Source organism: Pseudomonas sp. 34 E 7, from assembly GCF_900005715.1.
Classification (GTDB): domain Bacteria; phylum Pseudomonadota; class Gammaproteobacteria; order Pseudomonadales; family Pseudomonadaceae; genus Aquipseudomonas; species Aquipseudomonas orientalis_A.
Genome location: NZ_CVTX01000112.1, coordinates 1 through 19507, shown reverse-complemented (window position 1 = coordinate 19507; position 19507 = coordinate 1). Strand labels below are relative to the sequence as shown.

18 protein-coding genes and 1 pseudogene are annotated in these 19507 nt (G+C 63.8%); 15 read left to right on the top strand and 4 right to left on the bottom strand.

From position 1 onward, the window contains the following. Window positions 1-216: 216 nt before the first annotated feature. The 4 genes from cobJ to cobG are packed head-to-tail and all read right to left on the bottom strand — an operon-like array spanning window position 217 to window position 4550. A complete protein-coding gene (gene cobJ / locus BFP96_RS09515; protein WP_065936088.1) occupies window positions 217-1854 on the bottom strand; it encodes a precorrin-3B C(17)-methyltransferase in 1638 nt (545 codons plus the stop codon). After that, complete coding sequence (locus tag BFP96_RS09510; protein ID WP_065883437.1) at window positions 1854-2585, bottom strand: precorrin-2 C(20)-methyltransferase; 732 nt, start codon at window positions 2583-2585, stop codon at window positions 1854-1856. The genes cobJ and BFP96_RS09510 overlap by 1 nt, the downstream gene beginning before the upstream one ends. Then, complete coding sequence (locus BFP96_RS09505) at window positions 2585-3211, bottom strand: precorrin-8X methylmutase (protein ID WP_065894588.1); 627 nt, start codon at window positions 3209-3211, stop codon at window positions 2585-2587. The genes BFP96_RS09510 and BFP96_RS09505 overlap by 1 nt, the downstream gene beginning before the upstream one ends. After that, the gene (gene cobG / locus BFP96_RS09500; RefSeq protein ID WP_065936087.1) at window positions 3204-4550 is read right to left on the bottom strand and encodes a precorrin-3B synthase; all 1347 of its coding nucleotides are present in this window, start codon (window positions 4548-4550) and stop codon (window positions 3204-3206) included. Before cobG ends, BFP96_RS09505 begins: the two co-directional genes overlap by 8 nt. Window positions 4551-4588: 38 nt before the next feature. Between cobG and BFP96_RS09495 the strand changes: the two genes are divergently transcribed. The 15 genes and pseudogenes from BFP96_RS09495 to BFP96_RS09425 all read left to right on the top strand — a co-directional run. After that, window positions 4589-5794: a bifunctional cobalt-precorrin-7 (C(5))-methyltransferase/cobalt-precorrin-6B (C(15))-methyltransferase gene (locus BFP96_RS09495; RefSeq protein ID WP_065895728.1), complete on the top strand. Its 1206-nt coding sequence runs from the start codon at window positions 4589-4591 to the stop codon at window positions 5792-5794. Further along, window positions 5791-6516: a cobalt-precorrin-6A reductase gene (locus BFP96_RS09490; RefSeq protein WP_065894582.1), complete on the top strand. Its 726-nt coding sequence runs from the start codon at window positions 5791-5793 to the stop codon at window positions 6514-6516. The genes BFP96_RS09495 and BFP96_RS09490 overlap by 4 nt, the downstream gene beginning before the upstream one ends. Window positions 6517-6572: 56 nt before the next feature. Further along, a complete protein-coding gene (locus tag BFP96_RS09485; RefSeq protein WP_065936086.1) occupies window positions 6573-6905 on the top strand; it encodes a type II toxin-antitoxin system RelE/ParE family toxin in 333 nt (110 codons plus the stop codon). 5 nt (window positions 6906-6910) lie between these two features. Continuing rightward, on the top strand, window positions 6911-7234 hold the full coding sequence (locus tag BFP96_RS09480; protein WP_065883425.1) for a helix-turn-helix domain-containing transcriptional regulator: 324 nt from the start codon (window positions 6911-6913) through the stop codon (window positions 7232-7234). A gap of 282 nt (window positions 7235-7516) precedes the next feature. Then, complete coding sequence (locus BFP96_RS09475; protein ID WP_065894578.1) at window positions 7517-7909, top strand: DUF2946 domain-containing protein; 393 nt, start codon at window positions 7517-7519, stop codon at window positions 7907-7909. A gap of 47 nt (window positions 7910-7956) precedes the next feature. Then, window positions 7957-8439, top strand: a complete 483-nt coding sequence (locus BFP96_RS09470) for a copper chaperone PCu(A)C (RefSeq protein WP_065895732.1) — start codon at window positions 7957-7959, stop codon at window positions 8437-8439. Window positions 8440-8449: 10 nt separating this feature from the next. Further along, the gene (locus BFP96_RS09465) at window positions 8450-8839 is read left to right on the top strand and encodes a DUF2946 domain-containing protein (RefSeq protein WP_065894574.1); all 390 of its coding nucleotides are present in this window, start codon (window positions 8450-8452) and stop codon (window positions 8837-8839) included. A 93-nt stretch (window positions 8840-8932) separates the two neighbouring features. Beyond that, window positions 8933-10993 carry a TonB-dependent copper receptor gene (locus BFP96_RS09460; RefSeq protein WP_065936085.1) on the top strand — a complete coding sequence of 687 codons (2061 nt, stop codon included), beginning with the start codon at window positions 8933-8935 and terminating at the stop codon, window positions 10991-10993. Window positions 10994-11132: 139 nt separating this feature from the next. Further along, window positions 11133-12509, top strand: a complete 1377-nt coding sequence (locus BFP96_RS09455; RefSeq protein WP_065936084.1) for a PepSY-associated TM helix domain-containing protein — start codon at window positions 11133-11135, stop codon at window positions 12507-12509. 158 nt (window positions 12510-12667) lie between these two features. Continuing rightward, on the top strand, window positions 12668-14776 hold the full coding sequence (locus BFP96_RS09450; RefSeq protein ID WP_065936083.1) for a TonB-dependent receptor: 2109 nt from the start codon (window positions 12668-12670) through the stop codon (window positions 14774-14776). Beyond that, window positions 14776-15564, top strand: a complete 789-nt coding sequence (locus BFP96_RS09445) for an ABC transporter ATP-binding protein (RefSeq protein ID WP_065894568.1) — start codon at window positions 14776-14778, stop codon at window positions 15562-15564. Before BFP96_RS09450 ends, BFP96_RS09445 begins: the two co-directional genes overlap by 1 nt. After that, complete coding sequence (locus tag BFP96_RS09440) at window positions 15561-16508, top strand: ABC transporter substrate-binding protein (protein ID WP_065936082.1); 948 nt, start codon at window positions 15561-15563, stop codon at window positions 16506-16508. The genes BFP96_RS09445 and BFP96_RS09440 overlap by 4 nt, the downstream gene beginning before the upstream one ends. Then, window positions 16505-17515 (top strand): FecCD family ABC transporter permease, encoded by a 1011-nt coding sequence (locus BFP96_RS09435; protein ID WP_065895738.1) that lies wholly within the window; start codon window positions 16505-16507, stop codon window positions 17513-17515. Before BFP96_RS09440 ends, BFP96_RS09435 begins: the two co-directional genes overlap by 4 nt. A gap of 183 nt (window positions 17516-17698) precedes the next feature. Then, window positions 17699-18964 carry an urea ABC transporter substrate-binding protein gene (gene urtA, locus BFP96_RS09430; RefSeq protein ID WP_065894564.1) on the top strand — a complete coding sequence of 422 codons (1266 nt, stop codon included), beginning with the start codon at window positions 17699-17701 and terminating at the stop codon, window positions 18962-18964. A 138-nt stretch (window positions 18965-19102) separates the two neighbouring features. Beyond that, window positions 19103-19507: pseudogene (locus BFP96_RS09425) on the top strand (urea ABC transporter permease subunit UrtB); the annotation flags it as partial.

Genomic DNA, 19507 nt, shown 5'->3' with positions numbered 1-19507 from the left:
CCGACTCGGGGCTTGTAACCACACTAGTCCACTCAGCGACGGGCTTTCCAGGCAACAAACATCCCTTGGCGCGGCCCGGCAAAACGCGCCGACCCGCAATAACGCGGCATGCACGATGAGCCTCGTGGTTTCGTCGTAAAAAAAAGAAAAAGCCCCGAACGACAACAGAAAAATCCTGATGTCATTCGGAGCTTTCGGGCCACCGCCGAGCTGTTTTCAGCCGGCGGGTTTATCGCCGTACCAGCGCGGGGTGTACACCCACTCACCGCCACCGGCACGCGCAAACGTGCAGGTGGTGGACGAGCCGATCAGCACCATGGTGCGCATGTCCACCTGGTCCGGGGTGAGTTGCCCCAGCGTGGTGACGCGCAGCGTCTGGCCCGGGCGACCGATATCGCGGCCCAGCACCACCGGCGTTTCAGGGGTGCGGTGCTGGGCGACGATTTCCAGCGCACGCCCCAGTTGCCACGGCCGCGCACGGGAAATCGGGTTGTAGAAGGCCAGGGCCAGGTCGGCCTGGGACGCGAGGTCCAGACGCTTTTCGATGATCGACCACGGCTTGAGGTTATCCGACAGCGACATCACACAGAAGTCATGCCCCAGCGGCGCCCCGGCCTGGGCAGCGGTGGCCAGGGAGGCCGAGACGCCCGGCAGGATTTGCAGGTCGACCTGGTGCCAGGCCGGGTCGCTGGACTCATGCAACGCCTCGATCACCGCAGCGGCCATGGCGAATACACCCGGGTCGCCGGACGACACCACCACCACCGAGCGCCCTTGGGCGGCCAGCTCGAAGGCGTGCCGGGCGCGCTGCATTTCTTCGCGGTTGTCCGTGCAGTGCTGCACCTGATCTTCACGGAACGGCCCGGCCATGCGCACGTAGGTTTCGTAGCCCAGCACGTCAGTGCAGCGCGCCAACTCGGCCTTGACCGCCGGCACCATCAATTCAGCGGCGCCCGGGCCGAGCCCGATCACGGCAAGGCGCCCGCGTGGGCGACCGACCTGTGACACGTCCAACGGCTGTTCGGCGACGCTGAGGGTGATGTCCGCCGGCGGCTCGACCTTGTCAAACCGCAGCGGTACGCGCAGTTCCAGCGCAGCCTCATGCAGCGACGCTTCGGCCATCTGCAGGTCGCTGGCAAGCAGGCACGCCAGCGACTGCACGGCAATGCCTGCCTCATGCAAGGCGGTGCGCACACGTGCGGCCAGGTGCGCGCCCGGCTTGCAGGTGGCGCAGACGGTTTTCGGATAAATCACTAATTCGTTGGCGGCCGGCACGCGCTCGGCACTGCCCACATGTATCGCCAGGCGAGCGTGCGCGGCCTGCGGCAAGTTGGCCTGCGCCAGCCAGGGCGCCGCGCCTTCAATGCGCACGCTTTCACCGGCGAGCAGGTCCGAGACGAAGCGCTTGCCCAACTCCAGGTCCGCCAACTCATAGCCCCTGGGCGGGTTGAGCAGGCAGGTGCCAAAGCGCAACTCGCCGCTGGTGGTGATCGCCGCCGCCACACCCAACGCGGCGGCAATCTCCCGCGCCATCACATTCACACCGCCCAGCCCGCCCAGCAGGGGCACTACGGCGCTGCCGTCTTCGGCAACGGCCAGCACGGCCGGTTCCTCACCCTTTTCGAGCAGCAGCGGCGCGAGGGTACGGATGACGATGCCGGCGGCGCACAGCGCAATCAGCGGTGTTCCCTGTTGGTAGAGCTGGCGCAGTGTGGCGCCGAATTCGCTGTAGACCAGGTCCGCGCCGTCGACCCGACCGGTCAGGCCATGGATCTGCGCCGCCGGGTAAAGCTGCTGGATCCTGCGCGCAGTCGCCAGGCTGCCCTGGCCCAGAATGACAATCGCCGGGCTCATCAACCTTGCCACCGTTCACCGGGCACGATGATCAAGGAAAAATACGGTGACGACATCGGCTCCACCTGGTCCAGCGGCACGATTTTCTGATTGGCCATGGTGGCGCGTTCCACGTACAGCGCACGCCCGGCCAGACCGAGTTCCTCCAACACTTGGCGCACCTTGTGGAAGTTGCGCCCCAACTTCATGATCACCGCCGCGTCAGCGTCCGCCAGCCGGCGCTTGAGGTCGTCGTGCGGCAACACCCCCGACAGCACCGACAGGCTCTGGTTGCGATACACCAGCGGCGCACCCAACACCGAAGCGCCGCCCAGCATCGAACACACGCCCGGGATGACCTGCGCTTCATAGCGCTCGGCAAGGCGGTCATGCAGGTACATATAGGAGCCGTAGAAGAACGGGTCGCCTTCACAGATCACCGCCACATCGCGACCCGCATCCAGGTGCGCCGCCACATCGACGCTGGCGGTGTCGTAGAAGTCGCTGATCACTTGCTCATAGGACAGCGGCGCCGGCAGCGCCTCGGTGGTCACCGGGTACACCAGGGGCATCAGGGTTTGTTGCGGCACCAGATGGTCCTCGATGATGCCGAACGCATTGCCCTTCTTGCCCTTGGCCACGAAGTACGCCACCACGGGCGACTCGCGCAGCAGGCGCAGGGCCTTGAGGGTGATCAGCTCCGGATCGCCGGGGCCCACGCCCAGGCCGATCAGACGTCCGCGTGGGTGCATTATTCGACCTCCGTGGCGAGCGCATTGACGGCGGCGGCGGCCATGGCACTGCCGCCCAGACGGCCCTGCATGATCACGAACGGCACGCCACGGCTGTCGGCGGCAAGCATCGCCTTGGATTCGGCGGCGCCGACAAAGCCCACCGGGAAGCCGAGGATCAACGCCGGTTTCGGCGCGCCGGCGTCGAGCATTTCCAGCAGGTAGAACAAGGCAGTCGGCGCGTTGCCGATCACCACCACGCTGCCTGCCAGGTGCGGGCGCCACAGCTCCAGGGCGGCAGCGGAACGGGTGTTGCCCAACTCCCGCGCCAGCTCAGGCACGCTGTCATCACGCAGGGTGCAGATCACCGCGTTATTGGCCGGCAGGCGCGCGCGGGTCACGCCTTCGGAGACCATCCGCGCATCGCATAAAATCGGTGCGCCCGCCGCGAGCGCATCGCGCCCGGCCTTGCCCGCGCCTTCGGAGAATTGCAGGCCGTCGATCGCCTCGACCATGCCGCAGGCATGAATCACCCGCACCGCGAGTTTTTCCAGGTCGGCCGGGATGCGGTCCAGGTTGGCTTCCGCGCGAATAATGGCGAAGGAGTTGCGATAGATCTCCTGACCGTCGCGGATGTAATCAATCATCGGTGTTGCTCCGTGGGCGAGCGCGTAACAGGGCGCCCGCCGCTTCAATGGAAAGAGTGCGCGCGTGCAGCCGGCCAAAACCTGGATGGGCGGCGTCGCGAAAATAAAGGTCGTAATGGCCGGGACTCACCGCCAGCAAGGTGACCGGCGCGGTGTGCGCGGCGGCGCAGGAGCGCGGGCAACCGGACAGGTGCACCTCCACGCCGGGTTGCAGGGTGGCCAATTGCACTGCGTCGGCCTTGGTATCGGCCAGGCCCTTGCCGCAACCGCTGGAACCGGTGCAGGCAATCATGCGCGCAAGGGGTTGCTCGATTGAACAGAGAAAGCCCAGTTGCCCCAAGCGGTCGGTGACGGCGCCAGGGCGTGCAATGTTGGGCAGCAGCACGCCTTGCCAGGGCGTGAAGCGCAACGTGCCATCGCCGTAATCGCTGGCCAGTTGCGCGGCGCCCTGGAGCATCTGCGAATCCAGACGGCCCAGAGGCGCGACTGCCGCGACGTAGAACTGATTCTTCCGGGGCTGGGGATAACTTCCGATGTGCAGCAACGCACCACCGGCCGGGCGTTTGAAGCCCTGGGCCGACAGCAGCGGCAGGCTCAGGCGGCTCAATAACTTATCCACAGCCAGATGACGCATGCGCGTTTGCTCGGGCGTCGCCAGGTCGAGAAAGGCCTCCAGCACCGCCACCACCAGCGCGTGGCCCTGGTCCAGCGGCACGGCCGCCACGGGCGCATTCAGGCCGGGGCAGCCGGCCAGGCCGAACGCCAGCAGCGTTTGCCCCTCGCGCACAAACGCCGACAGCCACAGGTCATGGTGATGCTCGAGCATCGCCAGGGCTTCACCGCCGTCCAGCTGCACGGCGAACTTGGCCGACAACTGATGAAAACGCGGATGACTGTCCAACGTGGCAAGAATCTGCGCGGCCAGCGGGCGGGTGTCGAACAGCATCTGCGGATCGATGCCGGCGCTGGGGCTGAGCATCAGGTTGCGCACGTCATCACCGGCCGCGTTGCTCGGGCCGAGGCCGGCCGCCAGCAGCATTGCGATCAAGGCGTCCTGCTCGGCGCCGATCCCGCGAATCTGCAGGTTGGCGCGGTTGGTCGCCTCGATCACCCCGCCCGCATACGCCTGGGCAGCGTCCGCCACGGCGTTGGCCTGGGCCGCGGTAAGCGAACCACCGGCCAGTTTGACCCGACAGATACCGCCGTCCAACGCCTGGACAATACGCAGCAACCCCGGACAGGCCGAGGGGCGCAAGGTATTTACAGCGGGCGTTGGGTTCACGGGGCTACCGGTTGACGGGTAAAGGCGCGGTATTATGCCTGCTTTGTCCGGCGGCATGAAAAGCCTGCCCGTCGGATGTCGTTCAAGGAATTGCTATGTCGCCCTGGCTGACGGTTGTAGGCATCGGTGAAGACGGCTTCAAGGGCCTGGGCAGGAATGCCCGGCACGCCCTGTTGCGCGCTACGCGGATTATAGGCGGCCAACGCCAGTTGGACCTGTTGCCATTGTGTATCAGTGGCGAGCGCCAGGCGTGGCCGAGCCCGTTTTCCCTGGAGCCGGTGTTGTCACGGCGTGGGGAGCCTGTGTGCGTATTGGCCAGTGGTGACCCGATGTTCTATGGCGTCGGCGCCAGTCTGGCGCGCCAGATTGCGGCGGATGAGCTGCTGGTTATACCGGCTCCGTCGTCGGTGTCCCTGGCGGCGGCGCGTTTGGGCTGGCCGTTGCAGGACGTGGTGACGGTGTCCGTGGTGTCCCGCCCCTTCGCGGCAATCAACGCGCACCTGGCCAGCGGTGTGCGCTTGCTGGTGCTGAGCAATGATGGTGGCAGCCCTGCGTTGATTGCCGCGTTATTGACGCAGGCAGGGTTCGGGCCCAGCCGATTGACGGTGTTTGAACACTTGGGCGGCGCGAACGAGCGGCGCTTGGACGGCCTGGCCGCAGACTGGCATCACCTCGGCACTGCCGATCTGAACCTGGTCGCCATCGATTGCCTGGCCTGCAGCGACACGCCGCCCTTGTCGCGCCTGGCAGGCCTGCCGGACTCGGCGTTCCAGCACGACGGTCAACTGACCAAACGCGATGTGCGCGCCATGACCCTCGCCCGCCTCGCCCCGATGCCCGGCGAACTGCTGTGGGATGTGGGCGCGGGCAGCGGTTCCATCGGCATCGAATGGATGCGCACGCACCCCAGCTGCCGTGCCCTGGCGATCGAGCCCGACCCGGGCCGCCAAGGCCTGATCGAACACAATCGCGACGCCCTCGGCGTGCCCGGCCTGCACCTGATTCGCGGCAAAGCCCCGGACGCGTTGCACGGCCTGCCGGTACCCGACGCCATCTTCATCGGCGGCGGCGTCACCCGCGACGGCGTGCTCGACACCTGCTGGCAACACCTGCGCCCCGGCGGGCGCCTTGTCGCCAACGCCGTGACCCTGCAAAGCGAAATGACCTTGATGAACTGGCGCGCCGAGCACGGCGGCGAACTGACCCGCATCCACGTCGCCCAGGCGCAGCCACTGGGCGAGTTCGACACCTGGCGCCAGGCGTTGCCGATCACGCTGCTGGAAGTGATCAAGCCGCTATGAACAGGATTCTGTTGCTGGGCGGCGTGACGGAAGCGCTGGCCATTGCCCGCACCCTGGGGCCGGAGCATATCTACAGTTTGGCCGGCGTGGGCCGCGTGCCGACCGACCTGACCTGCCAGGTGCGCGTCGGCGGTTATGGAGGCGCTGAAGGGTTGGCGCAGTTTGTTCGCGATGAACGCATCAGCCTGATCCTCGATGCCACCCATCCGTACGCAGCGCAGATCAGCCACAACGCGGCCCGGGCTGCACGGTTGTGCGCTGTGCCGTGCTGGGCATTGCGACGTCCGGCGTGGCAGCCGCAGGCCGGGGATGATTGGCGCGAAGTGTCTGACTGGGCTGAGCTGATCCAAGCGTTGAAGCCCTTCAAGCGCCCGCTGTTCACCTTGGGTCGCGAACCCTTGCAGCATCTCGATGAAATCCCCGCCGACCAGTTCTGGACATTGCGCGCGCTGGACGTGTACCCGGGCAATGAGCGCTGTGAAGTGATCGGCGCACGCGGGCCGTTTCTGATCGAGGATGAGCGGGCGTTATTCGAACGACGCCGGATTGATGTGCTGATCAGCAAGAACAGCGGCAGCACCGCCACCGAACCGAAGCTGGAAGTGGCGCGGGAATGTGGGGTGCCGGTGTTGGTGTTGAAGCGGCCGGTGTTGGCTCATGTAGACCGTGAACTCTTGTCGCCTGAAGAAACACTCATCGCGTTGGCAAATTTCATTCGATAAGTCAGGATCTCTCGCTTGCTTGATAAGTAACCTATTTGTTACCTTCAGAACGGCGAATGATCGAGATTGAAGAATACCGACGTGACAACCTGTCCAGCCCGTTCGATGAGTGGTTTTCATCCTTGAGTGTGCCGGCGGCAACCAGAGTTACGACCGCTCTGGTTCGACTTGAAATGGGCAACACCAGCAACATCAAGTGGTGCGACGGGTTCGGTGAATACCGCATCGATTGGGGGCCAGGCCTGCGAATCTATCTGATACAGGAAGGCCTACGATTAATCATCCTGTTCGGTGGCGGGGACAAGTCCAGTCAAAAGCGCGATATAAAAGTCGTTAAGTCGCTGATCAATGAGCATCAGCGTCACAAGAAATTGAAACAAAAGAGGTAACCAGCATGGCGTTAACCCGTAGCTACAAGCACACCATCGCTGAACGTGCCCAGCGCGACCCTGCATTTGCCCAAGCTCTTCTCGACGAGGCCGCTACGCTGTTTCTCAACGGTGAGCCGGAAGTTTCCCGCGTGATTCTGCGTGATTTGGTCAACGCCACGGTGGGTTTTGAAGGACTTGCGAAAGAAACTGCCAAACCGAGTAAAAGCCTGCACCGAATGCTCTCAGCCAGCGGTAACCCAAGCATGGATAACCTCGCCGCGATTTTTGCAGTGATCAGAAAAGCCTTAGGTGTCGACATGCAGGTGCACGGAGTTCCCGCTGCATAATTGGTACAACAACCAGCATCAGCGGTGCTACAGGCAATGTGGGAGGGGGCTTGAACCCGATAGCGGTGCGTCAGTCACTGATTTTCTGGCTGATCCTCCGCACTCGGGAGCAAGCCCCCTCCCACAGTTGACCTGCGCAGCCTTGAAGTTCGGCACCCACTCAATTCCCCGTCTATCCTCAAACCCGACACTGCGACACCAAACCACACCACGCGTTTTTACTTATCCACCCCGATCAGGCTAAATACCCGCCTGATCGTTTAACCCTACGGATTATCCGCCATGGCCCGTCAACGCTTTGCAATTGCCTGGATCGCCTGCCTTGCAGTGCTGTTCAATGCGTTTGCCATGCCGCTGGCCAGTGCGATGCAGCAGACCGATGACCCGGTCAAGCGCCTGCTGTTGGGTGGGTTCTGTTCGTCCAATGGCGCCAGCCTGCAGGCCATTGCCCTGGGCCAGTTGGAAATCCCGGCAGCGCCGGACGATCACTCTGCCATGCAGCATTGCTGGTGTTGCTCGGGCTCGGCGCCGTGGGTGGCGTTGCCGGGGCATGCGCCGCAGTTGTATGTGACGCGCCAGCAAGCGCTGCAGAGCCTGCCGCCGCGCGTGTTGCGCAATCCAGCCCCGCGCCGGCAATGGCCGAGCCTCAATCCCCGCGCTTCTCCAACGGTCTGATCTTCTTCGCAAGTGAACTGCGTTTAGAACCGTTCCGGAGAACTGCCATGCTCAAATCTTCCCTGCTTCTGGCGGCGTTGCTGCTGCCGGTGTTCAGTGCTGCCAATGCCGAGGACTACAAGGCCGGTGACCTGTTGGTCAGCGACCCCTGGTCCCAGGAGTTGCCACCGAATGCGCCCACGGTCGCGGCGTACTTTGTTATTCATAACACCGGGACTGCCCCGGATCGCCTGCTTGGCGTTGAAACCAGCGTGGCCGAAAAAGCCGAGCTGCACGAGCATGTGATGCAGGGCGACCTGATGAAGATGCAGCAAGTGCCCAGCGTTGCCGTACCGGCCAAGGGCGAGCTGACGTTCGCGCCGATGGCCTATCACGTGATGCTGCTGGGCCTCAAGGACCGCAGCCTGTTGGCCGATGGCAAGCAATTCCCACTGACCCTGACGTTTGAAAAAGCCGGCAAGGTCGAGGTGAACGTATCGGTTCAGAAGTCGCCGCCGATGACCGCTCACGAGCATAAGCACGCCCAGTAGGACTCCCCCGATGGGCGCCCGCAGCGCCAGGTTGTCTCCACGCCGCCGCTTGATGCGCGGCAGTTGGGTCAGCCTGTTCGCCATGTTGATGATCTTTATCGGTCCGCTGATTTCCCAGGCGATGCCGATGGATCATCACGCCGGTATGTCCATGGACATGCCCGCGTGCCACGGCGAGCCCAAGCCGAGCAAAGCCCCCGACGAACATCATGTCCTCTGGGAAAAATGCGGCTATTGCAGCCTGCTGTTCAGTTGCCCGGCCCTGCCCGGCAGCGTCTCCTACATCACCCTCGGCACCCCGCCGCCCGCCAACGCGCTCATTCCCACCCCGCGCCTGGGTCATGCCCGGCAGAGCATCTTCCCCGGCGCGCGCAGTCGTGCGCCGCCCATCGCGTCGTAAGCCCTTCACCGCGCTACTTCACCCCGGCCGACTTCAAACAGACAGCCGCAGGCTGCTGGCCGTGTTGTTTACGACTGATTGATGGAATTTTTCATGTCCAGGTTTTCTGCTGACACCCGATTGGGCGCTGCCCCGGTTTTCGCCGTTCTGTGCGGCGCGCTGCTTGCGCCACACGCCCATGCTGACGAACACGAGCTGAGCCCCACGGTCGTCACCGCGATCGCCCCCAGCTCGCCGCTCACCGTTGTCACCCAACCCAAGGATCCACGCCAGCCGGTGCCCGCCAGCGATGGCGGCGATTACCTCAAGACCATCCCAGGCTTCGCCCTGGTGCGCAACGGCGGCACCAACGGGGACCCGGTGTTGCGCGGCATGTTCGGTTCGCGCCTGAATATCCTTACCAACGGCGGCATGATGCTCGGCGCCTGCCCGGGCCGCATGGATGCGCCCACCTCGTATATCTCGCCGGAAACCTACGACAAGCTCACCGTGATCAAAGGCCCGCAAACCGTGCTCTGGGGCCCCGGCGCGTCAGCCGGTACGATCCTGTTCGAGCGCGAGCCCGAGCAGTTCGGCGAGCTGGGCACCCGGGTCAATGCCAGTGTGCTGGCCGGCTCCAACGGGCGCTTCGACAAGGTCATCGATGCCGCTGCCGGAGGGCCGTTGGGCTATGTGCGGGTGATCGGCAACCAGGCCCATGCCGACGACTACAAGGACGGCAACAACGACCGCGTGGCCTCGCGTTATGACAAGTGGAATGGCGACGTGGCCGTCGGTTTCACCCCCGACGCCGATACCCTGCTGGAACTCACCGCCGGCCGTGGCGATGGCGAAGCGCGCTATGCCGGGCGCGGCATGGACGGCTCGCAGTTCCTGCGCGAAAGCCTCGGCCTGCGTTTCGAAAAGTCCAACATCGGCGAGGTGCTGGACAAAGTCGAGGCCCAGGTCTACTACAACTACGCCGACCACGTCATGGACAACTACAGCCTGCGCGTCCCCTCGGGCACCGGCATGATGGCCGGGCCCATGGCCTCCAACGTCGATCGGCGCACCCTCGGTGGGCGGATCAAGGCGACCTGGCGCTGGGCCGATGTGCAACTGATCGGCGGCCTGGACGCGCAGACCAACGAGCACCGCGCGCGCAGCAGCATGGGCATCGACACCTACAAGGACCTGCCGCGCAGCAAGGACGCCGACTTTCACAACTACGGCGTGTTCGGTGAACTGACCTGGTACGCCGCCGACACTGACCGCCTGATCACCGGCGCCCGCCTGGATCGTGCCTCGGCCAGGGATTTTCGCCAACGCACCGGCTCGGCAATGATGAGCCGCGCCAACCCCACCGCCGACGCCACCCGCGCAGACACCTTGCCCTCGGGCTTCGTGCGCTTTGAGCATGATCTTGCGGACACGCCCACTACCGTTTATGCGGGTCTGGGTCACGCTGAACGCTTCCCGGACTACTGGGAACTGTTCTCCCCCAACACCGGCGCGGCCGGCTCGGTGAATGCCTTCGACGGCGTTAAGCCGGAGAAGACCACCCAGCTGGATGTTGGCGCGCAATACAAAACCGCCAACCTTGACGCCTGGGCCTCGGCTTATGTCGGCCAGGTGCGCGACTTCATCCTGTTCGACTACCGGCCCGGGATGATGGGCACCACCTCCCAGGCGCGCAATGTCGACGCACGCATCATGGGCGGTGAACTGGGCGCGGCGTACAAGCTGACCACTCACTGGAAAGCCGATGCCAGCCTGGCCTACGCCTGGGGCAAGAACAGCAGCGACGGCAAAGCCCTGCCGCAGATGCCGCCGCTGGATGCGCGCCTGGGCCTGACCTACAGCCAGGACGATTGGAGTGCCGGCGCGTTGTGGCGCGTGGTCGCGGCGCAGAACCGCATCGACCCGAACAAGGGCAACGTGGTCGGCAAGGACTACGACACAAGCGGCGGTTTTGGCGTGTTCTCGCTCAATGCCGCGTACCGCATCAACAAGCACTTCAAGGTCAGCAGCGGGGTCGACAACCTGTTTGGCAAGGCATACGCCGAGCATTTGAACCTGGCGGGGAATGCCGGGTTCGGTTACCCGGCAAGCGACCCGCAGGCCATCAAGGAACCGGGGCGTACGCTCTGGACCAAGGTGGATATGAGCTTCTAACAGCATCGGGGGCAAGCCCCCTCCCACACTTGACGGGTTCCCAAATCCAACTATGTGAACCCAATCCAATGTGGGAGGGGGCTTGCCCCCGATAGCGGTGTAACCGACACAAAAAATCAAAAGCCTTGCGGAGCCCCTGATGAGCACACCAAAGATCTCCTTCTACAACCTGGCCTGGCGCTGGCACTTCTACGCCGGCCTCTTCGTCGCCCCCTTCATGGTGCTGCTGGCACTGACCGGCATCATCTACCTGTTCAAACCCCAGCTCGACCCGCTGATGTACGGCCACCTGCTCAGCGTTCCCGCCGCCGAACACGCGCTGAGCGCCGACGAGCAGTTGCAACGCGCCAGAGCCGCCTACCCCCAGGCTGCGATCAGCAAGTACCTGCCGCCTGCCAATGCAACCAGCAGCGCACAGTTTGTGATGCATATCCAGGGCCGCGAAATCAGCGTATTCGTCGACCCGTATCGCGGCACCGTCCTGGGTGAGCAGGACGCCAAATACAACCTGCAAGCCATCGCCCGCGCCCTGCACGGCGAGTTGATGATCGGCACCACCGGTGATCGCCTGATAGAGCTCGCCGCCGGCTGGGGCGTAATGCTGGTGGTGTCAGGCCTGTACCTGTGGTGGCCGCGCGGCAAGTCATCGGCCGGCGTATTGTGGCCCCGACTCAACCGCCGTGGCCGCGTGTTCTGGCGCGACCTGCACGCCGTCGCCGGTTTCTGGGGCGCAGCGTTTTTGCTGGTGATGCTGCTCAGCGGCATGACCTGGACGGGCTTCTGGGGCAAGCAATACGCCGCGCTGTGGAACACTTTTCCGGCGGCGATGTGGAACAACGTGCCGCAGTCCGACCAGCAGGCACGCGTGCTCAACACGGCCACCCAACAGACCGTGCCCTGGGCCCTGGAAAACACGCCGATGCCGATGTCCGGCGACCACGCCGAACACATGAACCACGGCGCCATGCATGCAGGCCCCGCCGCGCCGACCGTGCGCCTGCAACAGGTGGTCGACCTGGCCAATGCGCGCAAGGTCGAGCCCGGCTACAGCATCACCTTCCCCACCACCGCCACGGGGGTATTCACCGTCGCGGTGTTCGCCAACGACCCGCGCAATGACGCCACCCTGCATGTGGACCAGTACACCGGCAAGGTCCTGGCCGATGTGCGTTGGGAGCATTACAACCTGGTCGCACGCGCCACCGAGACCGGCGTGATGTTGCACGAAGGCAAGATGTTCGGCTGGATCAATCAACTGATCGTGCTGGTGATCTGCCTGATGATCCTGCTCAGTGCGGTGAGTGGCGTGGTGATCTGGTGGAAGCGTCGGCCACAGGGCGGGCTGGGTGTGCCGCCGCTGCGTCATGACGTGCCGAAGTGGAAAACCGCGATGGTGATCATGCTCGGGCTGGCGATCATTTTCCCGTTGGTGGGCGCATCGTTGATCCTGGTGTGGGCGCTGGATCGCCTGGTGCTGTCACGCTTTTTTGCCCAAGGTGAATCTGCCTCAGGTTAAGCATGAAACAGGCGAGATGCCCGACGCTGCGGGCTTGTGTAGCCTTGCGCGACTGTTGTCGCGCAGCCAATAAGTGTTAACTTATAACACTTTCTGCGTTATCGTTGCTCGCCGCGCCCTGCGGCGAGCCCCCCTTCAAGAAGCGATTGAATCGACCGATGAACAACTCTCTAGCGTGCGGCCTGTGCCTGCTCGCCCTGCATACCAACGCCCAGGCCATGACCCTGCCCGAGAGCGCCATCACGGCACCGGCAGTCGATAACGAACGTGTCGAGCTCAATACGCCGACTACCGCCGGTTCGCGCCTGAACCTGACGGCGCTGCAAACTCCCGGCAGCGTAGAAAGCCAGACCGGCGCGCAGATCCGAGCACGTGGCGACGCCAGCGTGCAGGACGCCATCTCCCGCGCCACCGGCATCACCCGCACCGGCACCCCGGGCGACGGTGGCACCTCGCTGCAAGCCCGTGGCTTTACCGGCCAAAGCTCGGTGATGCAACTGTATGACGGTAACCGCATGTACACCGGCATGGGCACCTCGACCTTCCCGGTGGACACCTGGGCAGTGGAACGGGTGGACGTGCTGCGTGGCCCGGTCTCGGTGCTGTACGGCGAAGGCGCTACCGGCGCGGTGGTCAACACGATCCCGAAAAAGCCTTTCACGGGCGCGATCGAAAACCGCATCCGCCTCGGCTACGGTTCCTACGACCGCCAGCAACAAGCCCTGGACAGCGGCGGCTCACTGACCGATACCCTGAGCTACCGCCTGAACCTCAACCGTCTGCGCAGCAACGGTTTCATCGACCGTGGCGACGCCAGCAGCGACTTCATCAGCGGCGCCCTGCGCTGGCAGGCGGCCGACAACCTGAGCTTCACCCTGGCCAGTGACTACGGCGACCAGCGCCCACAAAACTACTTCGGCACGCCCCTGATCAACGGCCAGTTGCACAAGGGCCTGCGCGACAAGAACTACAACGTCAGCAACGACACCCAGCACTACAACGACCAGTGGACACGCCTGACCAGCGAGTGGCAACCGAGCGATAACGTCAGCGCCACCAACGAGCTGTACTACCTGAAAAACCAGCGTCGCTGGCAGAACGCCGAGAACTACAACTTCACCAACGGCCAACTGACCCGCAGCGGCAACTTCGGGATCAAGCACGATCAGGAACAGGTGGGCGACCGCCAGACCTTCACCTTCAAGCACACCCTGTTCGGCCTCGACAGCCAGACCGTGGCAGGCGTGGAATACAACCGCATCCGCTTCCGCCTGGCGAGCAACACGCCGTTTAATGACGTGGCGCAAACCGGCCAACCCGTCGACCTGTATCACCCGGCGCCTGCGCCATTTGCCAGCCAGGACCCGTTCAAACCGGTGTTCGCCACCACCACCAGGACGGTGGCCGGCTTCGCGGAAAACCGCCTGCAACTCACGGATAAACTCGCGCTGGTCACCGGCGTCCGCCGCGACTACGCGCACATCGACCGCGACGATCTGCGCACCGGTGGCCAATCCGACAAAACCCTCACCGGCAATAACTGGAAAGCCGGCCTGGTCTACGCGATCACCCCGCAGACTTCGGTCTACGGCCAGTACGCCACCAGCACCGACGGCGTCGGCGGGCTGATTTCCCTGAGCCCGAGCCAGCAGCAGTTCGACCTGTCCAGCGCCAGGCAGACCGAGGTCGGTATCAAGCAAGCATTCTGGGACGCACGGGGTGAATGGACCCTGGCGGCCTACCACATCGTCAAGGATAAGCTGCTGACGGACGTGCCGGGCGTCCCGGGGTTCAAACAGCAAGTCGGCCAACAATCTTCCAACGGCCTGGAGGCCAGCCTCGACCTGCAACTGCCTCACGCCTGGCAGTTGCAAGCCAACGCCGCCATCGTGCGAGCGCAGTATGACGACTTCAAACAGGACGTCGGCGGCGTGCAGGTGTCGCGCGACGGCAACCGCCCAGTGGACGTGCCGCGCCGCACCGCCAACCTGTGGCTGAGCAAGGCCGTGACCGACAACGTGCGTGCCGGTGCCGGTGTGCGTTATGTAGATGCACGGTATGCCGACATGGCCAACCAGAACGAGGTGCCGAGCTACACCGTGGTCGATGCAACGCTGTCGTGGAACGCCATGCGCAACACCACACTGGGCCTGCAACTCAACAACCTGTTCGATCGCACTTACGCAGTCAGCCAGTACAACGATGGGCAGCAGTGGATTCTGGGTGTACCTCGTTCCATGTTCATTACTGCCGACTACACCTTTTAATGACCTCGCTCACCCTCACCGACCTGGCCTGGACTCCACCCGGCCACGACCACTGCCTTCACCGGTTCCAACTGCGTGACGCCGGCCTGCAGGTCGCTGCCGGGGAGTTTGTCGGCCTGATCGGGCCTAACGGCAGCGGCAAGACCAGCCTGTTGCGTTGCGCCTATCGATTCACCCGGCCGGAGCGCGGCGAGGTAATGCTTGAGCACCAGAACGTCTGGAAGCAAAGCGCCAAGTGGTGTGCGCGACGCATCGCGGTGGTGCTGCAGGAATTCCCCGACGCGTTCGGCTTGCGCGTGGATGAAGTGGTCGCCATGGGCCGCACGCCCCACAAGGGTTTGTTCGACAGCGACACCCAGCACGACCAGCAACTGATCCGCAACGCACTGCAGTCGGTGGGGATGCAGGGTTTCGCAGACCATGCGTTCGCCACCCTCTCGGGCGGTGAAAAGCAGCGCGTCATCCTGGCTCGCGCCCTGGCCCAGCAACCGCAACTGCTGATCCTCGATGAGCCGACCAACCACCTCGACCCGCGCTATCAGCTGGAGCTGTTAAGGCTGGTCAAGCAGTTGAACATCGGCACCCTGGCGAGCATCCACGACCTGAACCTGGCCGCCGCGTTCTGTGATCGCCTGTACGTGATCCATCATGGGCGCATCGTCGCCAGCGGTACGCCCCATGAAGTGCTGACCGCCGCGTTGCTGCGCGACGTGTTTGGCGTCCAAGCCCTGATCGACACCCATCCCTTGTCCGGCTACCCCCGAATCACCTGGATAACCCAACCATGATCCTGCGCGCCCTGCTGTCTCTCGCCCTGATGTTCGCCACTGCCCAAGCGCTCGCCGAAGCCACCCACTACCCGCTGACCATCAAGAGCTGCAACCGCGACGTGACCTTCCAGCAAGCCCCGCAACACGCGGTCAGCCACGACATCAACATGACCCAGATGATGCTCGCCCTGGGCCTCAAGCCACACATGGCCGGCTACAGCGGCGTGACGGGCTGGAAGTCAGTGCCGCCGGACATGGCCGCGATCCTCGACGGCCTGCCGGAGCTGGCGAGCAAGTACCCATCAGTGGAAACCTTGCTCAATGCCAACGTGGATTTCTTCTTCGCCGGTTGGGACTACGGCATGCGCGTGGGCGGCGACCTCACGCCGCACACCCTGCAACCCTTGGGTATCAACGTGTATGAGCTGACCGAGTCGTGTGCGTTCGTGATGAAGCGCCCCGCTGCCACACTCGAAGACACCTATAACGACCTGCGCAACCTGGGCAGGATCTTCGACGTACAAGACCGTGCCAACGCGCTGATCGCCCAGATGCAGGCGCAAGTGACCGAGGTACAAAAAGACCTGCCCGCCGACAAGCCACGGGTGTTTCTTTACGACAGCGGCGAAGACCGCGCCATGACGTCAGGACGCCTGGGCATGCCACACGCGTTAATCGACGCCGCTGGCGGGCGCAATATCCTCGACAACGTCGACGCCAGCTGGACCCGGGTCAACTGGGAAACCGTGGTGGAACGCAACCCGCAGGTGATCGTGATCGTCGACTACAGCGAAATCACGGCCAAACAGAAAGAGCAATTTCTGCTCGATAACCCGGCCCTGCAATCGGTGGACGCCATCAGGAAACAGCGCTTTATCGTGATCCCGTACGTGCAGGCCACGCCGGGTATCGACAACGTGCTGGCGGTGCAAGCCCTGGCCAAGGGGTTCCACGGCGAATGATCGACCGTCGCTACGCCTTGCTGCTGAGTGCCCTGGGCGCGTTTTTGCTGATCTCCTGCGTGATCTCGCTGGGGTTCGGCTCGGCGCGGGTGCCCGTGGACGTGGTGTGGCGGATCCTGCTGCACAAGACGTGCGGCATCGGTGAAGTGGATTGGAGCGCGGGCCAGGAACATATCGTCTGGCTGATCCGCGTGCCGCGCATGCTGCTCGGCGCCTTGGTGGGCGCCGGGCTGGCGTTGATCGGCGCGGTGTTGCAGGCCGTGACGCGTAACCCGTTGGCCGATCCACATTTGCTCGGCGTGACCTCCGGCGCCACCCTCGGTGCGGTGATCGTGGTGCTGCATGTGGGCGAAGTCATCGGCCTGCTGACCCTGCCCATTGCGGCCTTTATCGGTGCGCTGCTGAGCATGCTGGTGGTGCTCGCCGTGGCCAGTCGCAATGGCCGCCTGGAAAGTGATCGCCTGCTGCTGTGCGGCGTGGCGGTGTCATTCGTGATGATGGCAGTGGCCAACCTGCTGCTGTTCATGGGCGACCACCGCGCCGCCTCAGCAGTGATGTTCTGGATGCTCGGCGGCCTGGGCCTGGCGCGCTGGGAACTGCTGGCGATTCCCGCCGCCACCGTGGTGCTTGGGTTGGCCCTGCTATCGGGCATGGCGCGCCCGCTCAATGCCCTGATGGCCGGCGAACAGACCGCCGTGACCCTGGGCCTGAACGCACGCAACGTGCGGCTCAAGGTGTTTTTGATCGCGTCGCTGATGACCGGCGTGCTGGTGTCGATCAGCGGCTCCATCGGCTTTGTCGGCCTGATGGTGCCGCACATCGCCCGGCGCCTGGTAGGCGCCGAGCACCGGCGCTTGCTGCCGGTGTGCGTGCTGCTGGGCAGTGTGTTCCTGGTATGGGTCGACGTCGCGGCACGCACGCTGATCGCCCCTGAAGACCTGCCGATTGGCGTGGCGACGGCAGCGATTGGCGGGCTGTTTTTTATCGGCTTGATGCGCAGGCGCTGAGCGCGCCCCGTTGTAGCGCACAGCCACGCACCGACACTTGCGCCTGCCATTTCCTGGTGCGTCACGCTTGCAAAAACGCGGGCAAACCAAGCATTTCATGGGGTTTGGCGACTCGGCACAGCGCTTGCAATCTCCTGCTCAACTTGTCCTTCACACCCTTGTTGAGTTCACGGAGATCGCACTATGAAGCGTCGCAGTTTGATCAAGGCATTCACCCTGTCGGCATCCATTGCGGCCATGGGCTTGACCTGGACCGTCCAGGCCGCCGAGACCATCAAGGTCGGCATCCTGCACTCATTGTCCGGGACCATGGCGATCTCCGAAACCTCGCTTAAAGACATGGCGCTGATGACCATCGACGAGATCAACGCCAAGGGCGGTGTGAACGGCAAGATGCTTGAGCCGGTGGTGGTGGACCCGGCGTCCAACTGGCCGCTGTTCGCGGAAAAAGGCCGGCAGTTGCTGACCCAGGACAAGGTCGCCGTGGTGTTCGGCTGCTGGACCTCGGTGTCGCGTAAATCCGTACTGCCGGTGTTCGAAGAACTCAATGGCTTGCTGTTCTACCCGGTGCAATACGAAGGCGAGGAAATGTCGCCGAACGTGTTCTATACCGGTGCGGCGCCCAACCAGCAGGCGATCCCGGCGGTGGAATATTTGATGAGCGAGGAAGGCGGCAGCGCCAAGCGTTTCTTCCTGCTCGGCACCGACTACGTGTACCCGCGCACCACCAACAAGATCCTGCGCTCGTTCCTGCATGCCAAAGGCGTGGCGGACAAGGATATCGAAGAGGTCTACACCCCGTTCGGCCACAGCGATTACCAGACCATCGTCGCCAACATCAAGAAGTTCTCCGCCGGCGGCAAGACCGCAGTGATTTCCACCGTGAATGGCGACTCCAATGTGCCGTTCTACAAGGAACTGGCCAACCAGGGCCTGAAGGCAACCGATGTACCGGTGGTGGCATTCTCCGTGGGTGAAGAAGAACTGCGCGGCATCGACACCAAGCCGCTGGTGGGCAACCTGGCGGCGTGGAACTACTTCCAGTCGGTGGAGAACCCGGTGAACCAGAAATTCGTCGCCGACTGGAAAGCCTACGCCAAGAAACACAACCTGCCGGGCGCGGACAAAGCCGTGACCAACGACCCGATGGAAGCCACCTATGTGGGCATCCATATGTGGGCCCAGGCGGCGGAGAAAGCCAAGTCCACCGACGTCGACAAAGTGCGTGAAGCCCTGGCCGGCCAGACCTTCGCCGCGCCGTCGGGCTTCACCCTGACCATGGACAAGACCAACCACCACCTGCACAAGCCGGTGATGATCGGCGAGATCCAGGCCGACGGGCAGTTCTCGGTGGTGTGGCAGACCGAAGCGCCGATTCGGGCGCAGCCGTGGAGCCCGTACATTCCGGGCAATGACAAAAAACCAGACTACGCCGTGAAGAGCAACTGAAGCCCCACCACAGGCTAAAAATGTGGGAGGGGGCTTGCCCCCGATAGCGGAGTGTCAGACCTATATTCATCAACTGACACATTGCAATCGGGGGCAAGCCCCCTCCCACACTGTCCCCGCATGATCAGGACATTGTGTATGCCCACTGCCCTCCAACGCTGCTTCCTGGCATTGCTGCTGTTGCTGCCTTTGGCCGCACACGCCAGCGACGCCGACGACTTCCTTGCCGCCAACCCGGTGCAGCAAGCCAAACTCCTTCAAGCGTGGGCCGCCAACCCCGACCCTGCGCGCATCGAGCTGGTGGACGCCCTGCAGCAAGGCCAGCTCACGTTCAACGGCGAAACCAAAACCCTGCGCCTGAACAACCGTCTGCGCGGCCTGATCGACAATGTACAAGCCAGCCAGCAATTGCTCGCCGCCGACCCCAAGGTGCGCTTGAGTGCTGCGCGTACCCTTCAAAGAAGCGCAGTGCCTGCGCAACTGAAATTCCTCGACCAGCAGGTCGCCGCCGAAACCGATGAGGAGGTGCACAGCGCCCTCAGC